General features: G+C 68.1%; 15 protein-coding genes and 3 pseudogenes. 15 read left to right on the top strand and 3 right to left on the bottom strand.

Annotated features, from left to right (window positions below; genetic code table 11):
* The first annotated feature begins 36 nt into the window (after positions 1–36).
* From FBZ88_RS13490 to rfaD, 10 genes are all read left to right on the top strand, one after another.
* On the top strand, positions 37–2,010 hold the full coding sequence (locus FBZ88_RS13490; protein ID WP_186464384.1) for a M61 family metallopeptidase: 1,974 nt from the start codon (positions 37–39) through the stop codon (positions 2,008–2,010).
* A gap of 389 nt (positions 2,011–2,399) precedes the next feature.
* The gene (locus tag FBZ88_RS13495; RefSeq protein ID WP_246134552.1) at positions 2,400–2,954 is read left to right on the top strand and encodes a helix-turn-helix domain-containing protein; all 555 of its coding nucleotides are present in this window, start codon (positions 2,400–2,402) and stop codon (positions 2,952–2,954) included.
* A 73-nt stretch (positions 2,955–3,027) separates the two neighbouring features.
* Positions 3,028–6,681, top strand: coding sequence for a hydantoinase B/oxoprolinase family protein (locus tag FBZ88_RS13500; protein WP_145617520.1), 3,654 nt, complete (start codon positions 3,028–3,030; stop codon positions 6,679–6,681).
* Positions 6,681–7,361, top strand: coding sequence for a DUF969 domain-containing protein (locus FBZ88_RS13505; RefSeq protein ID WP_145617522.1), 681 nt, complete (start codon positions 6,681–6,683; stop codon positions 7,359–7,361). The genes FBZ88_RS13500 and FBZ88_RS13505 overlap by 1 nt, the downstream gene beginning before the upstream one ends.
* Entirely contained in the window at positions 7,358–8,314 is a 957-nt protein-coding gene (locus FBZ88_RS13510) for a DUF979 domain-containing protein (protein WP_186464385.1), read from the top strand. The genes FBZ88_RS13505 and FBZ88_RS13510 overlap by 4 nt, the downstream gene beginning before the upstream one ends.
* Positions 8,311–9,339, top strand: coding sequence for a DUF2891 domain-containing protein (locus tag FBZ88_RS13515; RefSeq protein ID WP_145617524.1), 1,029 nt, complete (start codon positions 8,311–8,313; stop codon positions 9,337–9,339). The genes FBZ88_RS13510 and FBZ88_RS13515 overlap by 4 nt, the downstream gene beginning before the upstream one ends.
* Positions 9,340–9,369: 30 nt before the next feature.
* The gene (locus FBZ88_RS13520) at positions 9,370–10,278 is read left to right on the top strand and encodes a homocysteine S-methyltransferase family protein (RefSeq protein ID WP_145617526.1); all 909 of its coding nucleotides are present in this window, start codon (positions 9,370–9,372) and stop codon (positions 10,276–10,278) included.
* Entirely contained in the window at positions 10,275–11,186 is a 912-nt protein-coding gene (locus FBZ88_RS13525; RefSeq protein ID WP_211102649.1) for a DMT family transporter, read from the top strand. Before FBZ88_RS13520 ends, FBZ88_RS13525 begins: the two co-directional genes overlap by 4 nt.
* 91 nt (positions 11,187–11,277) lie before the next feature.
* On the top strand, positions 11,278–12,747 hold the full coding sequence (gene rfaE1 / locus FBZ88_RS13530; RefSeq protein ID WP_145617527.1) for a D-glycero-beta-D-manno-heptose-7-phosphate kinase: 1,470 nt from the start codon (positions 11,278–11,280) through the stop codon (positions 12,745–12,747).
* Between the two features lie 121 nt (positions 12,748–12,868).
* Positions 12,869–13,855, top strand: coding sequence for an ADP-glyceromanno-heptose 6-epimerase (rfaD, locus tag FBZ88_RS13535; protein ID WP_145617529.1), 987 nt, complete (start codon positions 12,869–12,871; stop codon positions 13,853–13,855).
* A 9-nt stretch (positions 13,856–13,864) separates the two neighbouring features.
* On the opposite strand, the gene FBZ88_RS13540 is transcribed toward rfaD, so the two are convergent.
* Positions 13,865–14,806, bottom strand: a complete 942-nt coding sequence (locus tag FBZ88_RS13540) for an alpha/beta fold hydrolase (protein WP_211102650.1) — start codon at positions 14,804–14,806, stop codon at positions 13,865–13,867.
* Positions 14,807–15,371: 565 nt separating this feature from the next.
* Between FBZ88_RS13540 and FBZ88_RS13545 the strand changes: the two genes are divergently transcribed.
* The 4 genes from FBZ88_RS13545 (at position 15,372) to mmsB (ending at position 19,722) form a co-directional block, all read left to right on the top strand.
* Positions 15,372–15,914, top strand: a complete 543-nt coding sequence (locus FBZ88_RS13545) for a hypothetical protein (RefSeq protein ID WP_145617531.1) — start codon at positions 15,372–15,374, stop codon at positions 15,912–15,914.
* Between the two features lie 201 nt (positions 15,915–16,115).
* On the top strand, positions 16,116–17,621 hold the full coding sequence (locus tag FBZ88_RS13550; RefSeq protein ID WP_145617533.1) for an aldehyde dehydrogenase family protein: 1,506 nt from the start codon (positions 16,116–16,118) through the stop codon (positions 17,619–17,621).
* Positions 17,622–17,662: 41 nt separating this feature from the next.
* Positions 17,663–18,805, top strand: coding sequence for an isobutyryl-CoA dehydrogenase (locus FBZ88_RS13555; RefSeq protein ID WP_145617535.1), 1,143 nt, complete (start codon positions 17,663–17,665; stop codon positions 18,803–18,805).
* 26 nt (positions 18,806–18,831) lie between these two features.
* Positions 18,832–19,722, top strand: coding sequence for a 3-hydroxyisobutyrate dehydrogenase (mmsB, locus tag FBZ88_RS13560; RefSeq protein WP_145617537.1), 891 nt, complete (start codon positions 18,832–18,834; stop codon positions 19,720–19,722).
* A 126-nt stretch (positions 19,723–19,848) separates the two neighbouring features.
* Here the strand turns inward: mmsB and FBZ88_RS30880 are convergent.
* Positions 19,849–20,007 (bottom strand): annotated as a pseudogene (locus tag FBZ88_RS30880) (ISAs1 family transposase); the annotation flags it as partial.
* A gap of 82 nt (positions 20,008–20,089) precedes the next feature.
* Between FBZ88_RS30880 and FBZ88_RS13565 the strand changes: the two are divergent.
* A pseudogene (locus FBZ88_RS13565) lies at positions 20,090–20,919 on the top strand (IS5 family transposase); the annotation flags it as partial.
* Positions 20,920–20,922: 3 nt separating this feature from the next.
* On the opposite strand, the pseudogene FBZ88_RS13570 reads toward FBZ88_RS13565, so the two are convergent.
* A pseudogene (locus FBZ88_RS13570) lies at positions 20,923–21,882 on the bottom strand (ISAs1 family transposase); the annotation flags it as partial.
* Positions 21,883–22,011 lie beyond the last annotated feature (129 nt).

The raw sequence follows: 22,011 nt of genomic DNA on the forward strand, positions 1-22,011 counted from the left end.
ATGCCTGCGCGGGGCGGGCCAACAAGATGGGGTTTGATGTCCGTGAAGTCTTCCGTCCTGTCCCTGGCCGCCCTGCTGGCGGCCGGTACCGCCCTGATGAGCCCGCTGTCGGCCGTGCCGGTCCGGGCTGATGAGGTTCTGCCGCAGCCCTATCCCGCCGCGGCCCCCATACCCGAGCCGCAGGACGTGGCCTATCCCGGCACCATCCGGCTGCAGGTCGACGCCACCGATACCGAGCGTCGCATTTTCTGGGTGAAGGAATCGGTGCCGGTGAAGGGCCCCGGCCCCATGACCCTACTGTACCCGAAGTGGCTGCCCGGCAATCACTCCCCCACCGGGGCCATCGACAAGCTGGCCGGCCTGATCATCCATGCCAAGGGCGGGGCCGCCGATGGCCAGCGGGTGGAATGGGAACGTGACCCGGTGGAGGTCTACGGCTTCCATGTCGACGTGCCCAAGGGTGCCACGGCGCTGGAGATGGAATTCCAGTTCGTTTCCCCCACCGCCGACAACCAGGGGCGCATCGTCATAACGCCCGACATGACGAACGTGCAGTGGAACGCGGTGGCCCTCTATCCCGCTGGCTACTTCACCCGCCGCATCCCGGTGGAGGCCAGCGTGAAGCTGCCGGAGGGCTGGGGCTTTGGCACGGCGCTGGACGTGGCCAAGGAGGCGGGCAAGGACGGCGTCACCACCTTCAAAACCGTGCCCTTCGAAACCTTGGTGGACAGCCCCATGTTCGCCGGGCGGTACTATCGCCGGCTGGATCTGGACCCGGGCGGGCGCTCGCCCATGCACCTGAACATCGTCGCCGACCGGCCTGAGTTACTGGAGGCGACGCCCGACCAGATCGCCTTCCACCGCAACCTGGTGGTCCAGGCGGACAAGCTGTTCGGCGCCCGCCATTACGACCATTACGAGATGCTGCTGGCGCTCAGCGACAAGCTGGGCCACATCGGCCTGGAGCATCACCGTTCCAGTGAGAACGGCACCACGCCCACCTATTTCACCGACTGGAACAAGTCGGCGGGACATGAGCTGCTGTCGCACGAATACACCCATTCCTGGAACGGCAAATACCGCCGCCCGGCGGACCTGTGGACGCCCAACTTCAACGTGCCCATGCGCGACAGCGGCCTGTGGGTATATGAGGGCCAGACGCAGTTCTGGGGCTGGGTGCTGGCCGCGCGCGCCGGTCTGACCACCCGGCAGCAGGCGCTGGACAACCTGGCCGGCGTGGCCGCCACCCTGGAAACCCGCGCGGGCCGTGCCTGGCGCGACCTGGCCGACACCACCAACGGCCCCATCGTCGCCATGCGCCGCCCGGCGCCGTGGATCAGCTGGCAGCGTGCCGAGGATTACTACATCGAAGGCCAGCTGATCTGGCTGGACGCCGACAGCCTGATCCGCGAGCGGTCGGGCGGCAAGCGCAGCCTCGACGATTTCGCCAAGGCCTTCTTCGGCATCAACGACGGCAGCTACGTCCCGGCCACCTACACCTTCGACGACGTGGTCAAGACGTTGAACCAGGTGGAGCCCTATGACTGGGCGACCTTCCTGCGCACCCGCCTGGACACCCACCAGTCTGCCCCCATGGATGGCCTGGCGCGGGGCGGCTACAAGCTGGTTTACACCGACCAGCCGCTGTCCGAGGCCAGCCGCGCCAACGAGGCGCCGGGTTCCCTGAACCTGACCTATTCCCTGGGCCTGGCCCTGGACAAGGCCGGCATGCTGACCAGCGTCCAGTGGAACGGCCCGGCCTTCAAGACGGGCCTGACCGTGGGGACCAGCGTGGTGGCGGTCAACGGTGTCGCCTATGACGCCGACCGCATGAAGGCGGCGGTGACGGCGGCCAAGGGCCAGGGTCCGGCGGTGGAGCTGATCGTGAAGAACGGTGACCGCTACCGCATCGTGCGCATCGACTACCACGACGGCCTGCGCTATCCGCACCTGGAACGGGTGGAAGGCACGCCGGCGCGCCTGGATGATTTGCTGACCCCGCGCAGCTGATGGAACTGGCACCCCCGGCCCTGCGCAGGCCGGGGGTGTGCGCAATAAAGTGTCCGGGACGGTGGACTTCTGCGCAATGCAGGCCCCAGGTTCCGGTGGTGGACACGGAACAAAATTATCCTATGGTGGCAACGCAAAATTTTCTGGTTCAAATTTTTTGACCGGTCCCAAACGCATCATACAGGTGCGGGTGGGCCAGGTGCGGGTGGGGTGCCTGGGCAGGCGGTGCGCGTGTGAAAAAAAGGCCGGGACCGATCCAACGGTTTCGGAGTGGGGCCTAGCGTTTCAGGAGGAGGTGGGGGCGGCCGGGTATCTCCTGGTGTCGGCCCGTTGAGGAAGGTCGAGGAGTCCCAATGCAGATTTTGAGTACCCGGGCCAAAAAGCCGTCCATGCCTATCGGGGAGCAAATCCGCAAGCGTCGCAAGGACATGGGCCTGACGCTGCAGCAGCTGGCCGATCGCTCCGGCCTGTCGGCGCCGTTCATCAGCCAGGCGGAGCGCAACCTCAGCGTCCCCTCGCTGGTGTCCTTGCTGGCGCTGGCTGAGGCGCTGGAGGTCGACATCTCCTTTTTCATGCAGGTGCCCAACACCGGCACCATCGTGCACCGCGCCGCCAAGCCCAACATCATCGAGGTGGACAGCCCCGTCCAGTACATCGACCTGGCGTCGGACCTGGATGACCGCAAGCTGGACATCATCCTGATGAGGATTCCGCCGGGGCACACCTTCCCGGTGGACACCCGCAACGGCGAACACTTCCGCTACGTCCTGTCAGGTGAGCTGTATGCCACGGCCGGCAACACCCGCACCACCCTGAAGGCCGGCGACAGCATGCATTTCGATGCCCGCATGAAGCACACGGTGGAAAACCGCACGGACCAGGAAGCGGTGCTGCTGTACGTCGGCACGCCCAGCGTCTTCAAGAAGGCCCAGCGGGCGAAGTAAGCCCGGCTTGGCCTGGACGGCGGGCGCGATGTAGGGTGGCGCCGGCAGTATCAGGCATCAAGAAAGACGGGACATGGCGGCAGTGCGTCCGGAGGCAGGCGGATCCGGCTGGGAATTCTGGGTCGATCGCGGCGGCACCTTCACCGATGTCGTCGCCCGCCGGCCCGACGGCCGGCTGCTGACCGCCAAGCTGCTGTCGGAAAATCCTGAGCAATACCAGGATGCGGCGGTCGCCGGCATCCGCGCCCTGCTGGCGGACCATTCCGACTTCCCCGCCGACATCGATGCTGTGAAGATCGGCACCACCGTCGCCACCAACGCCCTGCTGGAGCGCAAGGGCGAGCCCCTGGTGCTGGCCATCACCCGGGGCCATGCCGATGCCTTGCGCATCGGCTATCAGGCGCGCCCGCGCCTGTTCGACCGTCACATCAGCCTGCCCGATGCCCTCTACACCCGCGTGGTCGAGGTGGCGGAGCGGGTGGACGCCGACGGCGCCATCCTGACGCCCCTGGATGAGCAGGCGACCCGCCGTGACCTGCGGGCCGCCTATGACGCCGGCTATCGCGCCGTGGCCATCGTGCTGATGCACGGCTACCGCTTCGACGATCGTGAAAGGCGTGTGGCCGCCATCGCCCGCGCCATCGGCTACACCCAGGTGTCGGTCAGCCATGAGACCAGCCGGCTGATCAAGCTGGTGCGCCGGGGCGACACCACGGTGGTGGACGCCTATCTGTCGCCGGTGCTGCGACGCTACGTCGACCAGGTATCGGGCGCGCTGAAGGACGATGAGGGTGATACACGGCTGCTGTTCATGCAGTCGAACGGCGGCTTGGTGGACGCGCGGCTTTTCCAGGGCAAGGACGCCGTGCTGTCCGGCCCGGCCGGCGGCATCGTTGGCATGGTCAGCACGGCGGTGGAGGCCGGGTTCGACAGGGTCATCGGCTTCGACATGGGCGGCACCTCCACGGATGTGTCCCACTACGCCGGCACGTACGAACGCACGTATGAGACCATGGTGGCCGGTGTGCGCCTGTGCGCGCCCATGATGAACATCCACACCGTGGCGGCCGGTGGCGGCAGCGTCTGCACCTTTGACGGTTCGCGCTTCCGCGTCGGCCCGGAATCGGCGGGGGCGGTGCCCGGCCCCATCTGCTACCGCCGGGGCGGGCCCCTGGCCGTCACCGACTGCAACCTGATGCTGGGCAAGATCCAGCCGGCCTTCTTCCCCCACGTCTTCGGGCCCGGCGCCGACCAGCCGCTGGACCTGGACGCCGTCGCGGCCCGTTTCCACGCCTTGGCCGCCGAGGTCAAGGCGGCCACGGGGGAGGAACGCACGCCCTATCAGCTGGCGGAAGGGTTCATCACCATCGCGGTGGAGAAGATGGCCAAGGCCATCAAGGAAATTTCCGTCCAGCGTGGCTATGACGTGGCCCAGTACACGCTGGCCTGCTTCGGCGGCGCCGGGGGGCAGCACGCCTGCCTGGTGGCCGACGCCCTGGGTATGAAGCGGGTGATGATCCATCCCTTCGCCGGGGTGCTGTCGGCCTATGGCATGGGCCTGGCCGACCTCCGCGTCATCCGCGACCGCACGGTGGAACAGCCGCTGTCGGCGGGCCTGGATCTCACCACACCGGCCGACGCCCTGGCGCGGGAGGCCAAGGCGGCGCTGACCGCCCAGGATGTGCCCGTCGCGCAGGTGGAGGTCGAACTGACCGCCCGGCTGAAGTACGCCGGCACCGACACCAGCCTGGCCGTGCCATTCGGGGACGCCGCGGCATTGGCCGCCGCCTTCGCCGACGCCCACCAGCGCCGCTTCGGCTTCACCGCCCCGGGCAAGGCCGTGGTGGTGGAGGCCCTGGCGGCCGAGGCCATCGGCCATCCCGGCCGGGGCAGCATCACGGCCGCGGCGGGGGACGCGGCCACCGGCGCACCACGGCCCTTGGCCGAGGTCCGCACCTATATGGCGGGTGCCGAGGCCGGCACTCCTGTCTATGACCGCGCCGACCTGGCGCCCGGTCATGAGGTGAACGGCCCCGCCCTGATCCGCGAAGCCACGGCCACCACGGTGATCGAGCCCGGCTGGCGCGCCCGGGTGGACGGCCATGCCAACCTGGTCTTGGAACGGGTGGTGGCCCTGGCGCCCCGCACCGCCATCGGCACCACCGTGGATCCGGTGATGCTGGAGGTGTTCAACAACCTGTTCACGGCGGTGGCGGAGCAGATGGGCTACGCCCTGCAGAACACCGCCTATTCGGTCAACATCAAGGAACGGCTGGATTTCTCCTGCGCCCTGTTCGACCGTAACGGCGGGCTGATCGCCAACGCCCCGCACATGCCGGTGCACCTGGGCTCCATGGGTGACAGCGTGCGGGCCATCGTCGAGGCGCGGTCCAAGGATGGCCGGGGCATGCGGCCCGGCGACGTCTACATGCTGAACGCGCCTTACAACGGCGGCACCCACCTGCCCGACGTCACCGTGGTCATGCCGGTGTTCGACAACGACGGCAGCCTGCTGGTCTTCGTCGCCGCGCGGGGCCACCAGGGCGACATCGGCGGCATCACCCCCGGCTCCATGCCGCCCGACAGCCGCACCGTGGAGGACGAGGGCGTGCTGATCGACAACTTCCTGCTGGTGGAGGGTGGTCGTTTCTTGGAGGACGAGACGCGGGCCCTGCTGGCGAGCGGCCGCTATCCCGCCCGCAATCCCGACCAGAACATCGGCGACCTGCGCGCCCAGGTGGCCGCCTGCGCCAAGGGGGCGGAGGAGATGGCGGCCATGGTGGCGCAGTTCGGCCGCGACGTGGTCGAGGCTTACATGGCCCACATGCAGGACAACGCCGAGGAGGCGGTGCGCCGCGTCATCGACGTGCTGAAGGACGGCACTTTCACGTACGAGATGGACAACGGCGCCGTCATCCAGGTGGCCGTCACCGTGGACCGGCGGACGCGCCAGGCGCTGGTGGACTTCACCGGCACCAGCCCGCAGCTGGAGACCAACTTCAACGCGCCGCTCAGCGTCTGCCGCGCCGCCGTGCTCTACGTCTTCCGCACCCTGGTGGATGACGAGATCCCGATGAATGAGGGGTGCCTGAAGCCCATCGTGCTGAAGGTACCGCCCGGCTGCCTGCTGAACCCCGCCTATCCGGCGGCGGTGGTGGCCGGGAATGTGGAGACCAGCCAGGTGGTGGTGGACGCGCTCTACGGCGCGCTGGGCGTCATGGCCGGTGCCCAGGGCACCATGAACAACTTCACCTTCGGCGACGACGCCCGCCAATATTACGAGACCATCTGCGGCGGCTCTGGCGCGGGGGCCGATTTCGACGGCACCAGTGCGGTGCAGACGCACATGACCAACAGCCGCCTGACCGATCCCGAGGTGATGGAGGTGCGCTACCCCGTGCTGGTGGAGCGCTTCGGCATCCGCCGCGGCTCCGGCGGGTCGGGGCGCCATCGCGGCGGTGATGGGGTGGAGCGGCTGATCCGCTTCCGCGCGCCCATGACCGCCGCCATCCTGTCCAACCGCCGCCGCGTGCCGCCCTTCGGCCTGGACGGCGGCGGCGCGGGGGCGCCGGGGGTGACGGAGGTGCACCGGGCCGACGGCACGGTCCAGGTGCTGGCCGCCACCGATACCGTGGCCATGAACCCAGGCGACGCCATCCTGGTGAAGACGCCAGGGGGAGGCGGCTTCGGCGGCGGCTATGGCAAGGCGGGCGAGGGCGACGCCTGATGCTCAGCCTGGTCGGCATCGCCATTGTCGCCGCCGGCTTCGCCGCCCGCCTGAACCCGCTGCTGGTGGCGGTGGCGGCGGCCTTCGGCACCGGCCTTGCCGCGGGCATGGGCGTGCTTGAGATCGTCGCCGCCTTCGGCCGCCTGTTCAACGCCAACCGCTACATTTGCCTGGTCTACCTGTTCCTGCCCCTGATCGGCCTGCTGGAACGCCTGGGCATCCAGGTGCAGGCGCAGCGCCTGATCGGTGGGCTCAAGGCCGCGACGGTGGGGCGCACCTATCTGGTGTTCTTCGTCCTGCGCCAGGCGCTGGCGGCCCTGGGGGCCAAGGACCTCAGCGGCCATGCCCAGATGGTGCGCCCCGTGCTGGCCCCCATGGGCGAGGCGGTGGCGGAGGAAAACCTGGGCCGCCCCCTGGCCCCGGCGGAGCGCACGCTGGTGCGGGCCCACGCGGCGGCGGCGGAGAACATCGCCCTATTCTTCAGCGAGGACATTTTCGTCGCCATCGGCTCCGTCATCCTGATCAAGGGCTACCTGGCCGCCAATGGCATCGAGGTCAGTCCCCTGGACGTTTCGGTCTGGGCCATCCCCACCGCCCTCGTGGCCGTGGTGATCCACGGCGCCCGCCTGCTGCTGCTGGACCGCCGGCTGAAGGCCGCAAAAGGGGCGGTGGCGTCATGATCGGCATCAGCGTCGCCTATGACCTGGCCGGCCTGATGTTCGCCGCCATCGCCTGGCGCTCGGCGCGGGACGCCGGCAATCCCCGGCGCCTGGGTGCCGGCCTGTTCTGGGCCCTGCTGGCGCTCAGCTTCCTGGCGGGCGATACCCTGGGGGATCTCGCCAACGGCATCCTGGTGCTGGCCTTGGCCGTCCTGGGTGGCTTCGGCCTCATGGGACGGGGGATGGAGGCCTGCGCCCCGCGCGAGGCGCGCGAGGAACAGGCCCGGCGTTGGGGCTATTGGCTGTTCCCCGTCCTGTTCCTGCCGCCCGTCATCGCCCTGGCTGGCACGATCTGGGGCCCGGCCCTGACCTGGAACGGCCGGCCGCTGGTGGACCCCAAGCAGGGCACGCTGATCTGGTTGGCGCTGGGCATCGTGGCGGCGCTGGCGGCCACCGTCCTGTACACCCGGCAGCGCTTGGGCACCCCCCTGCGTGACGCCCGGCGCCTGGTGGAACTCGTGGGCTGGGCCGCCATCCTGCCGCAGGTGCTGGCGGCCCTGGGCGGCATCTTCGCGCTGGCCAAGGTGGGTGACGCCGTCGCCGCGCTGGTGGGCCAGTACCTGACCCTGGACCACCGCTTCCCCCTGGTCTGCGCCTACACCGGCGGCATGGCGCTGCTGACCATCCTGATGGGCAACGCCTTCGCCGCCTTTCCGGTCATGACCTCGGGCATCGCCCTGCCGCTGCTGGTGGGCCGCTTCGGCGGCGACCCCGCCGTCATCTCCGCCATCGGCATGCTGTCGGGCTTCTGCGGCACGCTGATGACGCCCATGGCCGCCAACTTCAACATCGTCCCGGCCGCCCTGCTGGAGCTGCCGGACCGCAACGCGGTCATCCGGGCGCAGGTGCCGACGGCCCTGCTGGTCCTGGTGGCCAACACCCTGCTGATCCAAATCCTGGGTTTCCCCAAATGACCAATTCCGCTTTTCCCGGCCTCAGCGAGGCCCACGCCGTCCGGTTCGCCGAGATCGCGCTGGGCCACGTCACCCGTGAATACCCCAATGTCATCACCCATTTCCTGAACGGGCCGGAAGACGCGCGGACACCGCGCGCCCTGCACCCCATCTTCTTCGGCAGCCTGGACTGGCATTCCTGCGTCCATGGCCACTGGCTGCTGGCCCGCACCCTGCGGCTGTTTCCCGGCAGCCCGGTGGCCGACCGCATCCGGGCCCTGTTCGCCGACAGCTACACCCCGGAAAAGGTCGCGGGCGAACTGGCCTATTTCCAGCGGCCCAACACCGGCACCTTCGAACGGCCCTATGGCTGGGCCTGGTACCTGCTGCTGGCCGCCGAACTGCGCCGCACCGGCATGGGCGCCGTCGGCGCCGCCTGGGCGACCGCGCTGGCGCCCTTGACGGCGGAGATCGTGGGCCGGCTGAAGGCCTATCTGCCCAAGGCGACGTACCCGGTGCGCACCGGCCTGCACATCAACACCGCCTTCGCCCTGACCCTGGCCATGGCCTATGCCCGCCGCCGGGGCGACGACGGCCTGGCCGACCTCATCACCCAGACCGCCCAGGCCTGGTACGGCGGTGATGCCGATGCCCAGGTGTGGGAACCGTCGGGCACCGATTTCCTGTCGCCGGTGCTGACCTCCGCCGTCGCCATGGCCGCCGTGCTGCCGCGTGCGGAGTTCCGCGCCTGGTTCGCCCGCCTGCTGCCCGGCGTGGCGGATGGCCAACCGGAAACCCTGTTCACCCCGGCCACGGTCAGCGACCGCAGCGACGGCACCATCGCCCACCTGGATGGCCTGAACCTCAGCCGCGCCTGGTGCTGGCGCGCCATCGCCGCCCAGCTGGACCCGGCCGATCCTGTGGCGGCGCGGGCGCGGGCGGCGGCCGACGTGCACCTGGCGGACGCCCTGCCGCACCTGGAATCCGACTACATGGGCGAACATTGGCTGGCCAGCTTCGCCGTGCTGGCGCTGGACGGGGTGTGACGGCGACAGGTTGAATGAGGGAGGGGTTGGATGGGACGGCGCACGATCCTGCTGGACGGTGGCATGGGACGGGAATTGCAGCGCATGGGCGCGCCCTTCCGCCAGCCGGAATGGTCGGCCCTGGCGCTGATCCAGGCGCCGGATTATGTGCGCCGGGCCCATGACGCCTTCCTGGATGCCGGTGCCGACATCATCACCAGCAACAGCTATGCCCTGGTGCCCTTCCATATCGGGGAGGAAAGGTTTGCTGCGCAGGGCGGGGCCCTGGCCTCCCTTGCCGGACGGCTGGCCCGGCAGGCGGCGGACGCCAAGGGCGGGGCCCGCGTCGCCGGATCCTTGCCGCCGCTGTTCGGCTCCTACCGCGCCGACCTGTTCGATGCGGCGCGTGCGGCGGATCTGCTGGCCCCGTTGGTAGATGGCCTGGCGCCGCACGTCGACCTTTGGCTGGCGGAAACCCAAAGCGCGGTGGCGGAGGTGCGGGCCGTGCGCGCGGCTTTGGGGGGCGCCTCGGGGAAGGATGATGCCAAGCCGCTATGGCTGTCCTTCACACTGGAGGATGAGGCGGCCGACGCGGCCATTCATCCTCGCCTGCGCGGGGGCGAGGCAGTGGCCCAGGCCACCGAGGCGGCGCTGGCCCTGGGGGCCGCCGCCCTGCTGTTCAATTGCAGCCAGCCCGAGGTCATGGGGCCGGCGCTGGTTGCCGCCCGGACCGCCGCCGCTGGCGCGCCGCTGTCTTTGGGCGTGTACGCCAACGCCTTCCCCCCACAGCCCAAGAATGCCACCGCCAACGACGGCCTGGATGAGCTGCGCGCCGACCTGACGCCCGCCAGCTACCTGGACTGGGCATGGCGCTGGGTAGATGCCGGCGCCGCCATCGTCGGGGGCTGTTGCGGCATCGGGCCCGACCATATCCGCGCCCTGGCGGCGGCTTTGCCGTGAGGAGTGCCGGGTCCGCCGCCCTTCGGGACCGCCTGCTGGGGTGGGGCGCCCCCTGGCTGTTCATCCTCATCTGGTCCACCGGCTTTCTGGTGGGACGGGCGGTGCTGCCCTATGCCGACGTGCAGCTGTTCCTGGTGGCGCGCTTCGGCCTGACGGCGCTGCTCTTCACCGGCGCCACGCTGACGGCCGGCGTTTCCTGGCCGCGTGGCCGGGCGGCGGGCCTGCACCTGCTGGCCGGTGCCCTGATGCAGGGCGTCTATATCGGCTTCTCCTACTGGGCCATCGCCCAGGGGCTGGCCGCCGGCATCATGGCGCTGATGGGTGCCTTGCAGCCCCTGTTCACCGCCCTCATCACCACTCTGGTATTCCGCCAGCGGCTCAGCCGCCTGGCCTGGCTGGGCTTGGCCATCGGCTTCGCCGGCGTCGCCTGCGTGCTGGCGCCGAAGCTGGCCCTGCACGCGGCAGCCGGGGCGGGGTCGGGTGGCCTGCCGCCGCTGGGGGCCGCCTTGGCCGTGCTCAGCGTTCTGTCCATCACCATCGGCACGCTGCTGCAGAAATCCTCCGTGGCGGGGGATGATTTGCGCCCGGCTGGCGCGCTGCAGAACCTGGGCGCCCTTTGTGTGGTCTGCCTGCTATTCCTGACCGTGGGCACGCCGCACTGGGATCCGCACCCGGTGTTGTGGACGGCGCTGGCCTGGGCCGTGCTGGGCCCTTCGGTCATCGGCATCTCGCTGCTGGTATGGATGGTGCGCCATGGCGAGGCCACGCGCGCCACGGCGCTGCTGCTGCTGGTCCCGCCGCTGGCGGCGCTGGAGGCCTTCTTCCTGTTCCATGAAACACTGACACCGCTGCAGCTGGCCGGCTTCACCCTGGCCCTGGGCGGCGTCGGCCTGACCCGCCGGGGATGAGGGGCGCGGCCGGTTGCCCTCCGCCACGGCCGGTGTGCTAAGCTGCGCGAATAATGTGTGGCCTGTTGTTTGATCGGGGGATGGGGAAGCCATGAGCCGCTTTGTCGGTTTGAGTTCCACGGTGGAAGGCCTGGCGGGGGGCCGGGTCATGGTCATCGGCGACGTCATGCTGGACCGTTTCGTGCGCGGCAAGGTGGGGCGCATTTCGCCGGAGGCGCCGGTGCCCGTGCTGCGCAACGCGCATGAGGACGTCATGCTGGGTGGTGCGGGCAACGTGGTGCGCAACATTACGGCGCTGGGCGGCCACGTGGTGTTCGGCGGCGTCATCGGCGGCGATGCCGCCGGTGTGCGCGTCAGCCAGCTGGTGGCGGCCGATGCCCAGGTCACCCCCATCCTGCAGGTGGATACCCGGCGCCGCACCTCGGAAAAGACGCGCTTCGTGGCCGATGGCCACCACCTGTTGCGTTCCGACTGGGACAGTGAGGAGGCGGTGGCGGAGGATACGCATCGCGGCCTGGTGACGGCCATGGCCGCGCACCTGTCCGGCGTCGACGTCGTCATCCTGTCCGACTACGGCAAGGGCGTGTTCACGCCGCCGGTCCTGAAGGAATTGATCGCCCTGGCGCGCGAGGCCGGCAAGCCGGTGATCGTCGATCCCAAGAGCGCCGACTATTCCATCTATCGCGGCGCCACCCTGGTCACGCCCAACCGGGCGGAGCTGGCGCTGGCCGTGGGACATAGCCCCAGGACCACGGAAGAGATCGTGGCCGCCGCCGGCACCCTGATGCGCGACCATGGCATCGAGGGCATGCTGGTCACCCGCAGTGAGGAGGGCATGACCCTGGTCCGGGGCGATGGCACGTCCCTGAACGTGCAGGCCGAGGCCAAGGAGGTCTTCGACGTTTCCGGCGCCGGCGACACCGTGGTGTCCGTCATCGCCACCGCGCTGGCGACAGGGGCGGACATCGCCGAGGCGGTGGAGCTGGCCAACGTCGCCGCCGGCCTGGTGGTGGCCAAGGTGGGCACGGCCGTGGTCAGCCCGGCGGAACTGATGCACGCCCTGGCCGAACAGGACGACCGCCAGAACCTGTCCAAGGTGCTGGGCGGTACGGAACTGCGGGAACAGATCGCCCGCTGGCGCCGCCGGGGCCTGAAGGTGGGTTTCACCAACGGCTGCTTCGACCTGATCCATCCCGGCCATGTCCAGCTGCTGGCCGCCGCGCGCGCCACCTGCGACCGCCTGATCGTCGGCCTCAACTCCGACGCGTCGGTGCGCCGCCTGAAGGGGCCCGAGCGGCCCATCCAGGACGAGCGGTCGCGGGCCATCGTGCTGGCCGCTTTCGGCTCGGTCGACGCCGTCGCCCTGTTCGAGGACGACACGCCCCTGGCGCTGATCACCGAGGTGATGCCCGACGTGCTGATCAAGGGTGCGGATTACACCATCGACCAGGTGGTGGGCGCGGATGTGGTCCAGGCCCATGGCGGCCGCGTGGCCCTGGTGGAGTTGGTGCCCAACCAAAGCACAACCGGCATCGCCAAGCGCATCCGCGTGACGGGCTGACCCGGCCGCCCCTCTGGCGTGCGTTGGGGGCGGCTTGCCCCGGGGGACGTGGCCCCCTATCAAGGCCGTGTCGGTCTCGACCCCAGGATACGGCGCGGATTTTTACGGGAAACAGCAGTCCATGATCATCGTGACCGGCGGCGCCGGCTTCATCGGGTCCAATCTGGTGGCCGGCCTGGAACAGCGGGGCCTGGGTCCCATCGTCGTGGTCGATCGGCTGCGCCAGGGGGACAAGTGGCGCAACATCGCCAAGCGCAACCTGCATGACCTGGTGACGCCGGAACAGCTGCCGGAGTTCCTGGACCGCCACGGCGACGCGGTGAAGATCATCTTCCACATGGGCGCCATCTCGGCCACCACCGAGACGGATGCCGACCTGGTGGTGGAGAATAACTTCCGGCTGACGCTGGACCTATGGTCGTGGTGTGCCGTCACGGGCACGCGGCTTATCTACGCCTCCTCCGCCGCGACATACGGCGACGGCGCCCAGGGATTTGACGACGAGTCCTCGGCCGGGGCGCTGGCGCGGCTGCGGCCGCTGAACCCCTATGGCTGGTCCAAGCACCTGCTGGACCGCCGGGTGCGCGCCGCCCTGGACCAGGGGGCGCCCACGCCGCCGCAGCATGTGGGCCTGAAGTTCTTCAACGTCTATGGCCCCAACGAGTACCATAAAGGTGGCATGCGCTCCGTCCCCGCCAAGCTTTATCCCCAGATCATGGGTGGGGAGCCGGCGCGCCTGTTCGCCAGCGACCGAGCGGACTACGCCGATGGCGGCCAGGTGCGCGACTTCGTCTGGGTGGGCGATACGGTCGACGTCATGCTGTGGCTCTATGACAATCCTAGCGTCAGCGGCCTGTTCAATCTGGGCACCGGCAAGGCGCGCAGCTGGAACGACCTGGCGCATGCCCTGTTCGCCGCCGCAGGGCTGCCCCCCCGCATCGACTACATCCCGATGCCCGACCATTTGAAGGGCAAGTACCAGTATTACACCCAGGCGGACATGGCCCGCCTGCGCGCCGCCGGCTATGACCGCCCCTTCACCGAACTGGAGGAAGGCATCCGCCGCTACGTCCAGGACCACATGGGGACGGCGGATCCGTATGTGTGAGGGTTCCGGCTAGTTCCCCAGCTTCTGCAGCCAGTTGATCACCGCCGCCTCCAGCGCGACGCGGTGGTCGGACCAGCCATGGTCGGTGGCGGCGTGGGCGGTGCTGATCTGGGTACCGCCATGGGCGCGGATGCCGGCCACCAGGGCGTCGGTGTGGCTGGCCAGCCCGTCGTCGGATGTCAGGGCCAGAAGGGGCGTGGCCGTCAGGCGGGCGGTCAGCGGGGCGGTGGCGAAGGCGTCGGCATGGCTCTCGATGTCCTTGGCCATGCTTTCCGGCGTGACGCCGGCCAGCGATTCGTGGTTGTCGGCGGCCAGCGCCACCAGCTTGTCATGGGGCAGGTGGGCGATGATGCCGATGTCCCCCATGGAAATCAGGATCAGGCCGGCCAGTTTGCCGTCCCTCGCCGCGGCATGGGCGGCCGTCCAGGCGCCCATGCTGTGTCCGGCGATGACCAGGCGCCCGGTGTCGACACCCAGTTCCTGCGCGCGAGCCGGGTCGCGCAGATAGGCCAGGGCCGCCGCCGCGTCCTCCGGATTGTTGGCGAAGCGGAAGCTGCCGGGGCTGCCCCAGGATCCGCGATAGTTCATGGTCACCACGTTCCAGCCGGCCCGGCGCACCGCCTGGGCCAGGTCCAGGTTCTTCTCATTGCCGGGCAGGCCATGCAGCAACAGCAGGGTGGGGTGGGGTCCGGCGCCCGATGCCAGATAGGCGACGCCGTTGATCTCCACCGGATGGCCCGTGCGACCGCCGGTGGGGATATGCAGCACCGCCATGCGGGCGGGATGCTGGGAATCCGGGACGGGATCGGCGCCGATGGCGGCGGGGATGGTCTGCGCCGCCAGGTTGATGTCGCCGGCCGGCGACTTGGCGTTCGCGACGGTTCCCGTCGCGACGGACAGCGTGCAAAAGGCCACGGCCAGGGCGGCGGTGGCAAGCGGATGCCTACGCATGATTGTCGAGGTTCCCCAGGTTTTCCCCGTCCGCATCCTGGCGCAGGAAAGGCGTCCAGGGAATCAGGAACTTCGCGCCGATCTGAGCGGGGGATAAAAAAAGAAGCCGGGGCGACGCGCGCCCCGGCTTGGGGAGATAAGACCCTGGGAACGGGAGGGTTCTCACAGGGCCATCGGGTAACCCCTGCCGGACCATGAGCGGGCCTCTGCAGGACTTGCCAGATGCGATGTGCCGACAGGGCCGGCGAAACTCGGGCGATGGGGAAACGGTGGCCGTCGGGCCAACCCGCCGCACGCCCATTGGGCGATGCTGCGTCTTCGGGTGTTTCGTCCCCATCTTGGTCGATCGATCCATGGGATCGTTCGCTTGGGATAAATAATATTTATATCCCGTCCTGTCGTCAAGCGACTTTTGTTAGCGGTAACAAATTTTAATGGCGTTACATGGACGCGCCCTTGCCGCTACCAGCGTAGGACGCCCGGCCCCGCTGACCGGCCATGTCCAGCAAAGGCGCTGGTTTCCCGCCAAATAGGCGTATTCATGAGATCAACCGGATGTTCAAGGATGGGTCGCATCGAGGAATGGGTCATGACGCGGGTGCCGGTCGCGGGATTGATAATGCTGGGTATCGCCTTGGTCCTGGGCATCTGGCTGGTGGAAAAGGGCGAGGGGCGCCGGACGGTCGGCCAGGCTTGGGTCCTGGCCGCGGCCCCCCAATCGCTGCCTTTAAGCGGCCCGGCGCGGTGGGCCGATGCTGTGGCGGCCGCGGCCCAGGGGCACAGGGTGCAGCTGGTCATCCATGACGTGCGCCGGCGCGCGCCGACGGGCACGCCGGTGATGGTGTTCGCCGGCACGTTGGAAACCGCACCGGTGGATGCGGCGGATGAGCCCCGCCGCCTGGGCCTTTACACCTTCATGGCCAGCCAGCCGGCGGAGGATGACGGCGGCCACCGCGACGTGGTGCTGGACATCACCGGCCGCCTGCCCGCGCTGGCGACCGCGGTGAGCGGATCACCCCTGGCCGATACCGTCACCTTGATCTCCCGGCGGCCCCCCAAACCCGGTTCCGACCCCAGCGTCGGGGGCGTCAGCCTGGTGATAGACTGAGCGCCATGTGCCCATTTTCCCAGGGCCGGGGCGTTGCGTCTGCGCATTCTTGCACAGCCGTTTCGCGTACTTGCCACCTATGTCGCCAAGCTCCCCGCCCGGATAATGGCGATCCACGCGGGGCCATGCCATGTCTTCAGCGGAAGGGCGCGTCCTGAGGCCCAGCCGGGAGCGCACACAGAATAAACAGGAGTGAACCCCATGAGCACCATCGCCACCCCCCTCGCCCCGCAGCTGGATCCCTATGCCCTGGCGGCCGAGTTGTCAGGCAAGCACCTGATCGGCGGGCGCCTGGTGCCCTCGGCCTCGGGCAAGACCTTCGACGTGGTCAACCCGGCCAAGGGTGAGGTCATGGGCCGCGCCGGCTATGGCGAGGCCGCCGACGTGGATGCCGCCGTGGCCGCCGCCGTCGGGGCCGGCGTGGCGTGGAAAGCCCTGCCGGCGCGGGAGCGCGGCCGGCTGGTGGCGGAATGCGGCCGCCTGCTGACCGCCCACACCGAAGAACTGGCCCGTCTGGTGGCGCTGGAGACGGGCAAGGCTCTGCGTACGGAAAGCCGGGTCGAGGCCGGCGTGCTGGCCGACGCCTTCACCTTCTTCGGCGGTCTGGGCGGTGAGCTGAAGGGCGAGACCGTACCCTTCAATCCCAAGATGCTGACCTTGACGGTGCGTGAGCCCCTGGGCGTGGTAGGCGCCATCATTCCCTGGAACGTGCCCATGATGCTGATGGCGCTGAAGATCGCGCCGGCGCTGGTGGCGGGCAACACCGTGGTGGTGAAGTCGGCGGAAGAGGCGCCGTTCGCCGTGCTGCGCGCCTGCCAGATCATGGCCCAGGTGCTGCCGGCCGGCGTGCTGAACATCCTGTCCGGCTTCGGCCCCGAATGCGGCGCGCCGTTGGTGGCCCATCCCAAGGTGGCCAAGGTCACCTTCACCGGCTCGGTCGAAACCGGCCGCATCGTCAGCCGCACGGCGGCGGACAAGCTGATCCCCGTGACGCTGGAGCTGGGCGGCAAGAGCCCCATGATCGTCATGGGCGACGCCGATCTGAACCAGGCGGTGGCCGGCGCCATCACCGGCATGCGCTTCACCCGCCAGGGGCAGAGCTGCACCGCCGCCAGCCGCATCTTCGTGCACGACAGCCTGCACGATGCCTTCGTCACGGCGCTGAAGGCCAAGGTGGACGCCATGGTCATGGGCGACCCGCTGGATGAGAGGACGGACATCGGCACCATCGTCTCGCCGCAGCAGTTCGACCGCGTCCAGGGCTACATCGCCGAGGGCAAGCGCACCCCCGGCGCCACCGCGCATGAATGCTCTGCCCTCCCCACGGACGCCGCGCTGGCCCAGGGCCTGTACGTCCGCCCCGTCATCTTCACCGGCATGACCAACGACAGCCGGCTGGCGCGGGAGGAGATCTTCGGGCCCGTCACCTGCGTCATCCGCTTCACGGATTATGAAGACGTGATCGCCCAGGCCAACGACAGCGAATTCGGCTTGGCCGCCACCATCTGGACCCGCGACCTGAAGACGGCGCTGGACGCCACCCAGCGCCTTCAGGCCGGCCTGGTGCAGGTGAACCAGAACCTTGTGGTGCAGCCCAACCTGTCCTACGGCGGGGTGAAGTCCTCCGGCCTGGGCAAGGAGGCGACGCTGGAGGCCATGCTGGAACACTTCACGCACAAGAAGACCATCATGCTGAACATGGCCTGAGGCCGGGCCGCCTAAAACCAAGAACAGGGAGGATAGGGCCCATGGACTTCAACCTGACCGAGGAGCAGACGGCGTTCCGCGACATGGCGCGGAATTTCGCCGCCGAGCATCTGGCGCCATATGCCGCCCAGTGGGATGAAAAGGAGATCTTTCCCCTCGACGCGCTGCGCGCCGCCGCGGCCCTGGGCATGGGCGGGCTCTATTGCGGGGAAGAACATGGCGGCTCCGGCCTTACCCGCCTGGATGCGGCCCTGTTATTCGAGGAGCTGTCGGCCGGCTGCGTCGCCACCTCGGCCTTCCTGTCCATCCACAACATGGCGGCGTGGATGATCGATCGTTTCGGAAGCGATACAATTAGGGCGAAGTACCTGCCGGGTCTCATGACCATGGACCGGGTGGCCAGCTACTGCCTGACCGAACCTGGCTCCGGCTCCGATGCCGCCGCCTTGCGGACCAAGGCGGTGCGCGATGGTGACCATTATGTGCTGAACGGATCGAAGGCCTTCATTTCCGGTGCCGGCGTGTCCGACCTTTACGTCGTCATGGTGCGCACCGGTGGGCCTGGCCCCAAGGGCATCTCGGCCCTGGTGGTGGAGAAAGGCACGCCGGGCCTCAGCTTCGGCAAGAAGGAGAAGAAGATGGGCTGGAACTGCCAGCCCACCGCCCAGGTGATTTTCGAGGATTGCCGGGTGCCGGTGGAAAACCGGCTGGGGGAGGAGGGTGCGGGCTTCGGCATCGCCATGAAGGGCCTGGACGGCGGCCGCATCAACATCGCCTCTTGCTCCCTTGGCGGGGCGCGGGCCTGCCTGGACCTTGCCACCCGCTACATGGGCGAGCGCGAGGCCTTCGGCCGCAAGCTGGCGGATTTCCAGGCCCTGCAGTTCCGCCTGGCCGACATGGTGACGGAACTGGAGGCCGCGCGCCTGATGGTGCACCGCGCGGCGGCCACCCTGGACGCCGGCGACCCGGAAGCGACCACCTGGTGCGCCATGGCCAAACGCTTCGCCACCGACGTGGGATTCCAGGTTTGCAACGAGGCGCTGCAGCTGCACGGCGGCTACGGCTACATCCGGGAATACCCGCTGGAACGCTACGTCCGCGACGTCCGGGTGCACCAGATCCTGGAAGGCACCAATGAGATCATGCGTCTGATCATCGCCCGCCGCCTGTTGGCGAAGGGGTGAAGAATAATTACGGGAGAGGAACGATCATGAGCCGCATCGCATTTATCGGTCTGGGCAACATGGGCCTGCCCATGGCACGCAACCTGCTGAAGGCTGGCCACACCGTCGTGGGTTTCGATCTGGCGCCCCAGTCGTTGGCGGCTCTGGCCGAGGCTGGCGGCATCATCGCCGGGTCCGTCGGCGACGCCGCCTCGGGTGCCGAGGTGGTGGTGACCATGCTGCCCGCCGGCCGTCATGTACGCGGCGTCTATGAGGACGCCGGTAACGTGTTCGACACCGCGGCTCCGGCCGCCCTGCTGATCGACAGTTCCACCATCGACGTCGACAGCGCCCGCGCCGTGGCCGCCGCCGCCGCCGCCCGCGGCTTCGCCATGGTGGATGCCCCCGTCTCCGGCGGCACCGGCGGGGCTGCGGCCGGTACCCTGACCTTCATGGTGGGTGGCAGTGACGAGGCGATGGAGCGGGCGCGGCCCTATCTCTCGCAGATGGGCAAGACGGTGGTGCACACCGGCGGTCCCGGCACCGGCCAGGCGGCCAAGATTTGCAATAACATGATCCTGGGTATTTCCATGATCGCCGTGTCGGAGGCCTTCGCCCTGGCCGACAAGCTGGGCCTGGACCGGCAGAAGCTGTTCGATGTCAGTTCTACCTCCTCCGGCCAGTGCTGGTCGCTGACCAGCTATTGCCCGGTGCCCGGCCCCGTGCCCACCTCCCCCGCCAACCGCAACTACGCCCCGGGCTTCGCCGTCGACATGATGCTGAAGGACCTAAAGCTGGCCCAGGCCGCCGCCGCCTCCAGCGGCGCCGCCACGCCCTTGGGCGCCAACGCGGCGGCGCTGTACGCCTTATTTGCCGCCGCCGGCAACGGGCATTTGGACTTCTCGGCCATCGTGAAGATGCTGGGCGGGCATTGGTAAGGACGAAATTCCAGTTGGGACGCCTGAAATCGGTGCGGGGAACCATCGCCCGCACCGATTTCATGTGACCCCTGTTTCCCTGGTCTATCGATTGGGGGGTGGCGCAGGGGAATCGCTTGAAGTGGGTTATGCGGACTGTGTGATGAGGGCGTGAAGGTATTGGGTATCCCAGGCGGCGGATTTTCTGCGGACTTTGAGGCTGTGCTTGTCCTTTGCGCCTCGCAGGAGGTTCATGGCCATGTGTCGGATGGTTGCCATGTTCTGGGGTCCGTTGCCGGATCTGAGAGCCCGGCCCATAAATAAGTTGAGTGATATCAGTCTCTTGTGATTCGTTCTGTTTGCGAAGACGAGAATGGATCCCAAGATTATGTGGACTGATATCACCCGTCGCCAGTATCGGCGGGATCATCTGAAGTATGCCAGCGATCTGACGAACGAAGAATGGGACGTCCTGTGCCCGGCGCTTCCTGGCGCGTACCGACGGGGCCGGCCGCGAGAGGTAGAGCTGCGGTCGGTGGTGGAGGCGATTTTCTACGTGCTGGAGGGCGGATGCGCATGGCGGATGCTGCATGGCGGATGCTGCCGGACAGCTTTCCGCCGCGGACAACGGTGCAGCGTTACTTCTACGCCTGGCGGAACGATGGGACGTAGAAGCGGCTGAACCATTTATTGCTGATGCGTACGCGGGAAAGGATGGGTCGCGCGGCCGGTCCCAGCGCCGGCGTCATCGACAGCCAGTCGGCCAAGACCACGGAAGCCGGTGGCGTGCGTGGGTATGACGCGGGCAAGAAGGTGAAGGGCCGCAAGCGCCATATCATCACGGATACCAACGGGTTACTGGTCGGTGCCGTCGTTCATGGTGCCGATATCCAGGACCGTGATGGCGCTCCTTCGGTACTGGCTTCGATCCGCGCCGCGTTCCCTTGGCTGCGGCATGTCTTTGCCGATGGCGGCTACGCGGGCGACAAGTTGGAGACCGCCCTGGCCACCATGGGCAATTGGACCCTGGAGATCATCAAACGATCCGACACCGCCCAGGGCTTCGTCGTCCTGCCCAGGCGTTGGGTGGTGGAACGGACTTTCGCCTGGTTGGGCCGCAATCGGCGCCTCGCTAAAGACTTCGAACGGGGAACCGACACCGCAACCGCATGGATCTTCGCCGCCAGCGTCAAGCTCCTCACCAGGAGATTGGCGCGCACCTCTGAGGCGGCTCAAGTCTTCATGGAAGACGACATCGAGCACCCAGTGGAGCCGGTTTTCGATATGCCAGTGGGCTCGGACGGCATGAGCGAAGAGGCGGGTGTCGAGTTTTTGAGATGAAAGGTAGTATCGGCGTTCCAGGCTGGTTTTGCCGTTACGCTCGATCTCGACTTCGACCATGGCGATGGCTTTGAGGCCGGGGAAGCGGGGTTCGCCGGGGAAGCGGCGGTCTGTGGTAAGCCAGTCCACTTCGTGGCTGACGATATGGCGGCGCACCTCGATGCGGCTGTGCTCGCCATCGGTCGTCTCGACCGTGTCGGCGGCAGGCAGATCGTCGAAGTGGCGGATGACCTCGCTGTGCAGGTTGGGCCAGTTCTCTTTGATGGCCAGCAGGTACTCGGCGCCTTTATCGAGAATCTTCTGGGCGATCTTGGTCTGGCAGCCCATCGCATCGATGGTGACGAGCGCCCCGGTCAACGCCAGTCGGTCGAGCAGCAACGGAATGGCCGTGATCTCATTGGACTTGGCTTCGCACGCTCGCTGGCCCAGCACCAAGCGCTGCCGGCTGGCCCAGGCTTAAACGAGATGCAGCGGATTGCGATCCTTCGCCCGGTCATGCGTCCACCGCGAGGTTTTACCGTCGATCGCGACGATGTCCGGCTCGGCCTCGCGCAGCCCCTCGACCCAGTCGCCGAAGCATCGCGCAAAAAGATCGCCATCGAGCGCGTTGAGGATGTCATTCAGCGTGTCGTGGCTTGGTATCCCGTCCGCATAGGACAAAAACCGCCGCAAGAAATCCCGGTTCATCGTGCCCCACCGCCGAATCTCGACAAAATCCTCAGCCCCCGCGATCGTGGCGCACAGCACCACAAGCAGGATCTCCGGCAGTGGATAAACGACCTTCCAGGATTGCCGCGGATCGCTGAGCGCCGCAAAATGGTCGAGGAGCGAACCGGCCATCAAGAACTCCAGATCAATGGAGCCTCCTACGAATTACAGATCGCTACCGCTCTGAAAGCCCTCTCTTGTCAAGACCCGCTTCAAGCGATTGCCGTGGGGGGTGGCGCGACAGACTTGCTTCATGCGATA

It is taken from the genome of Nitrospirillum bahiense (genome assembly GCF_007828025.1).
Classification (GTDB): Bacteria; Pseudomonadota; Alphaproteobacteria; order Azospirillales; family Azospirillaceae; genus Nitrospirillum; species Nitrospirillum amazonense.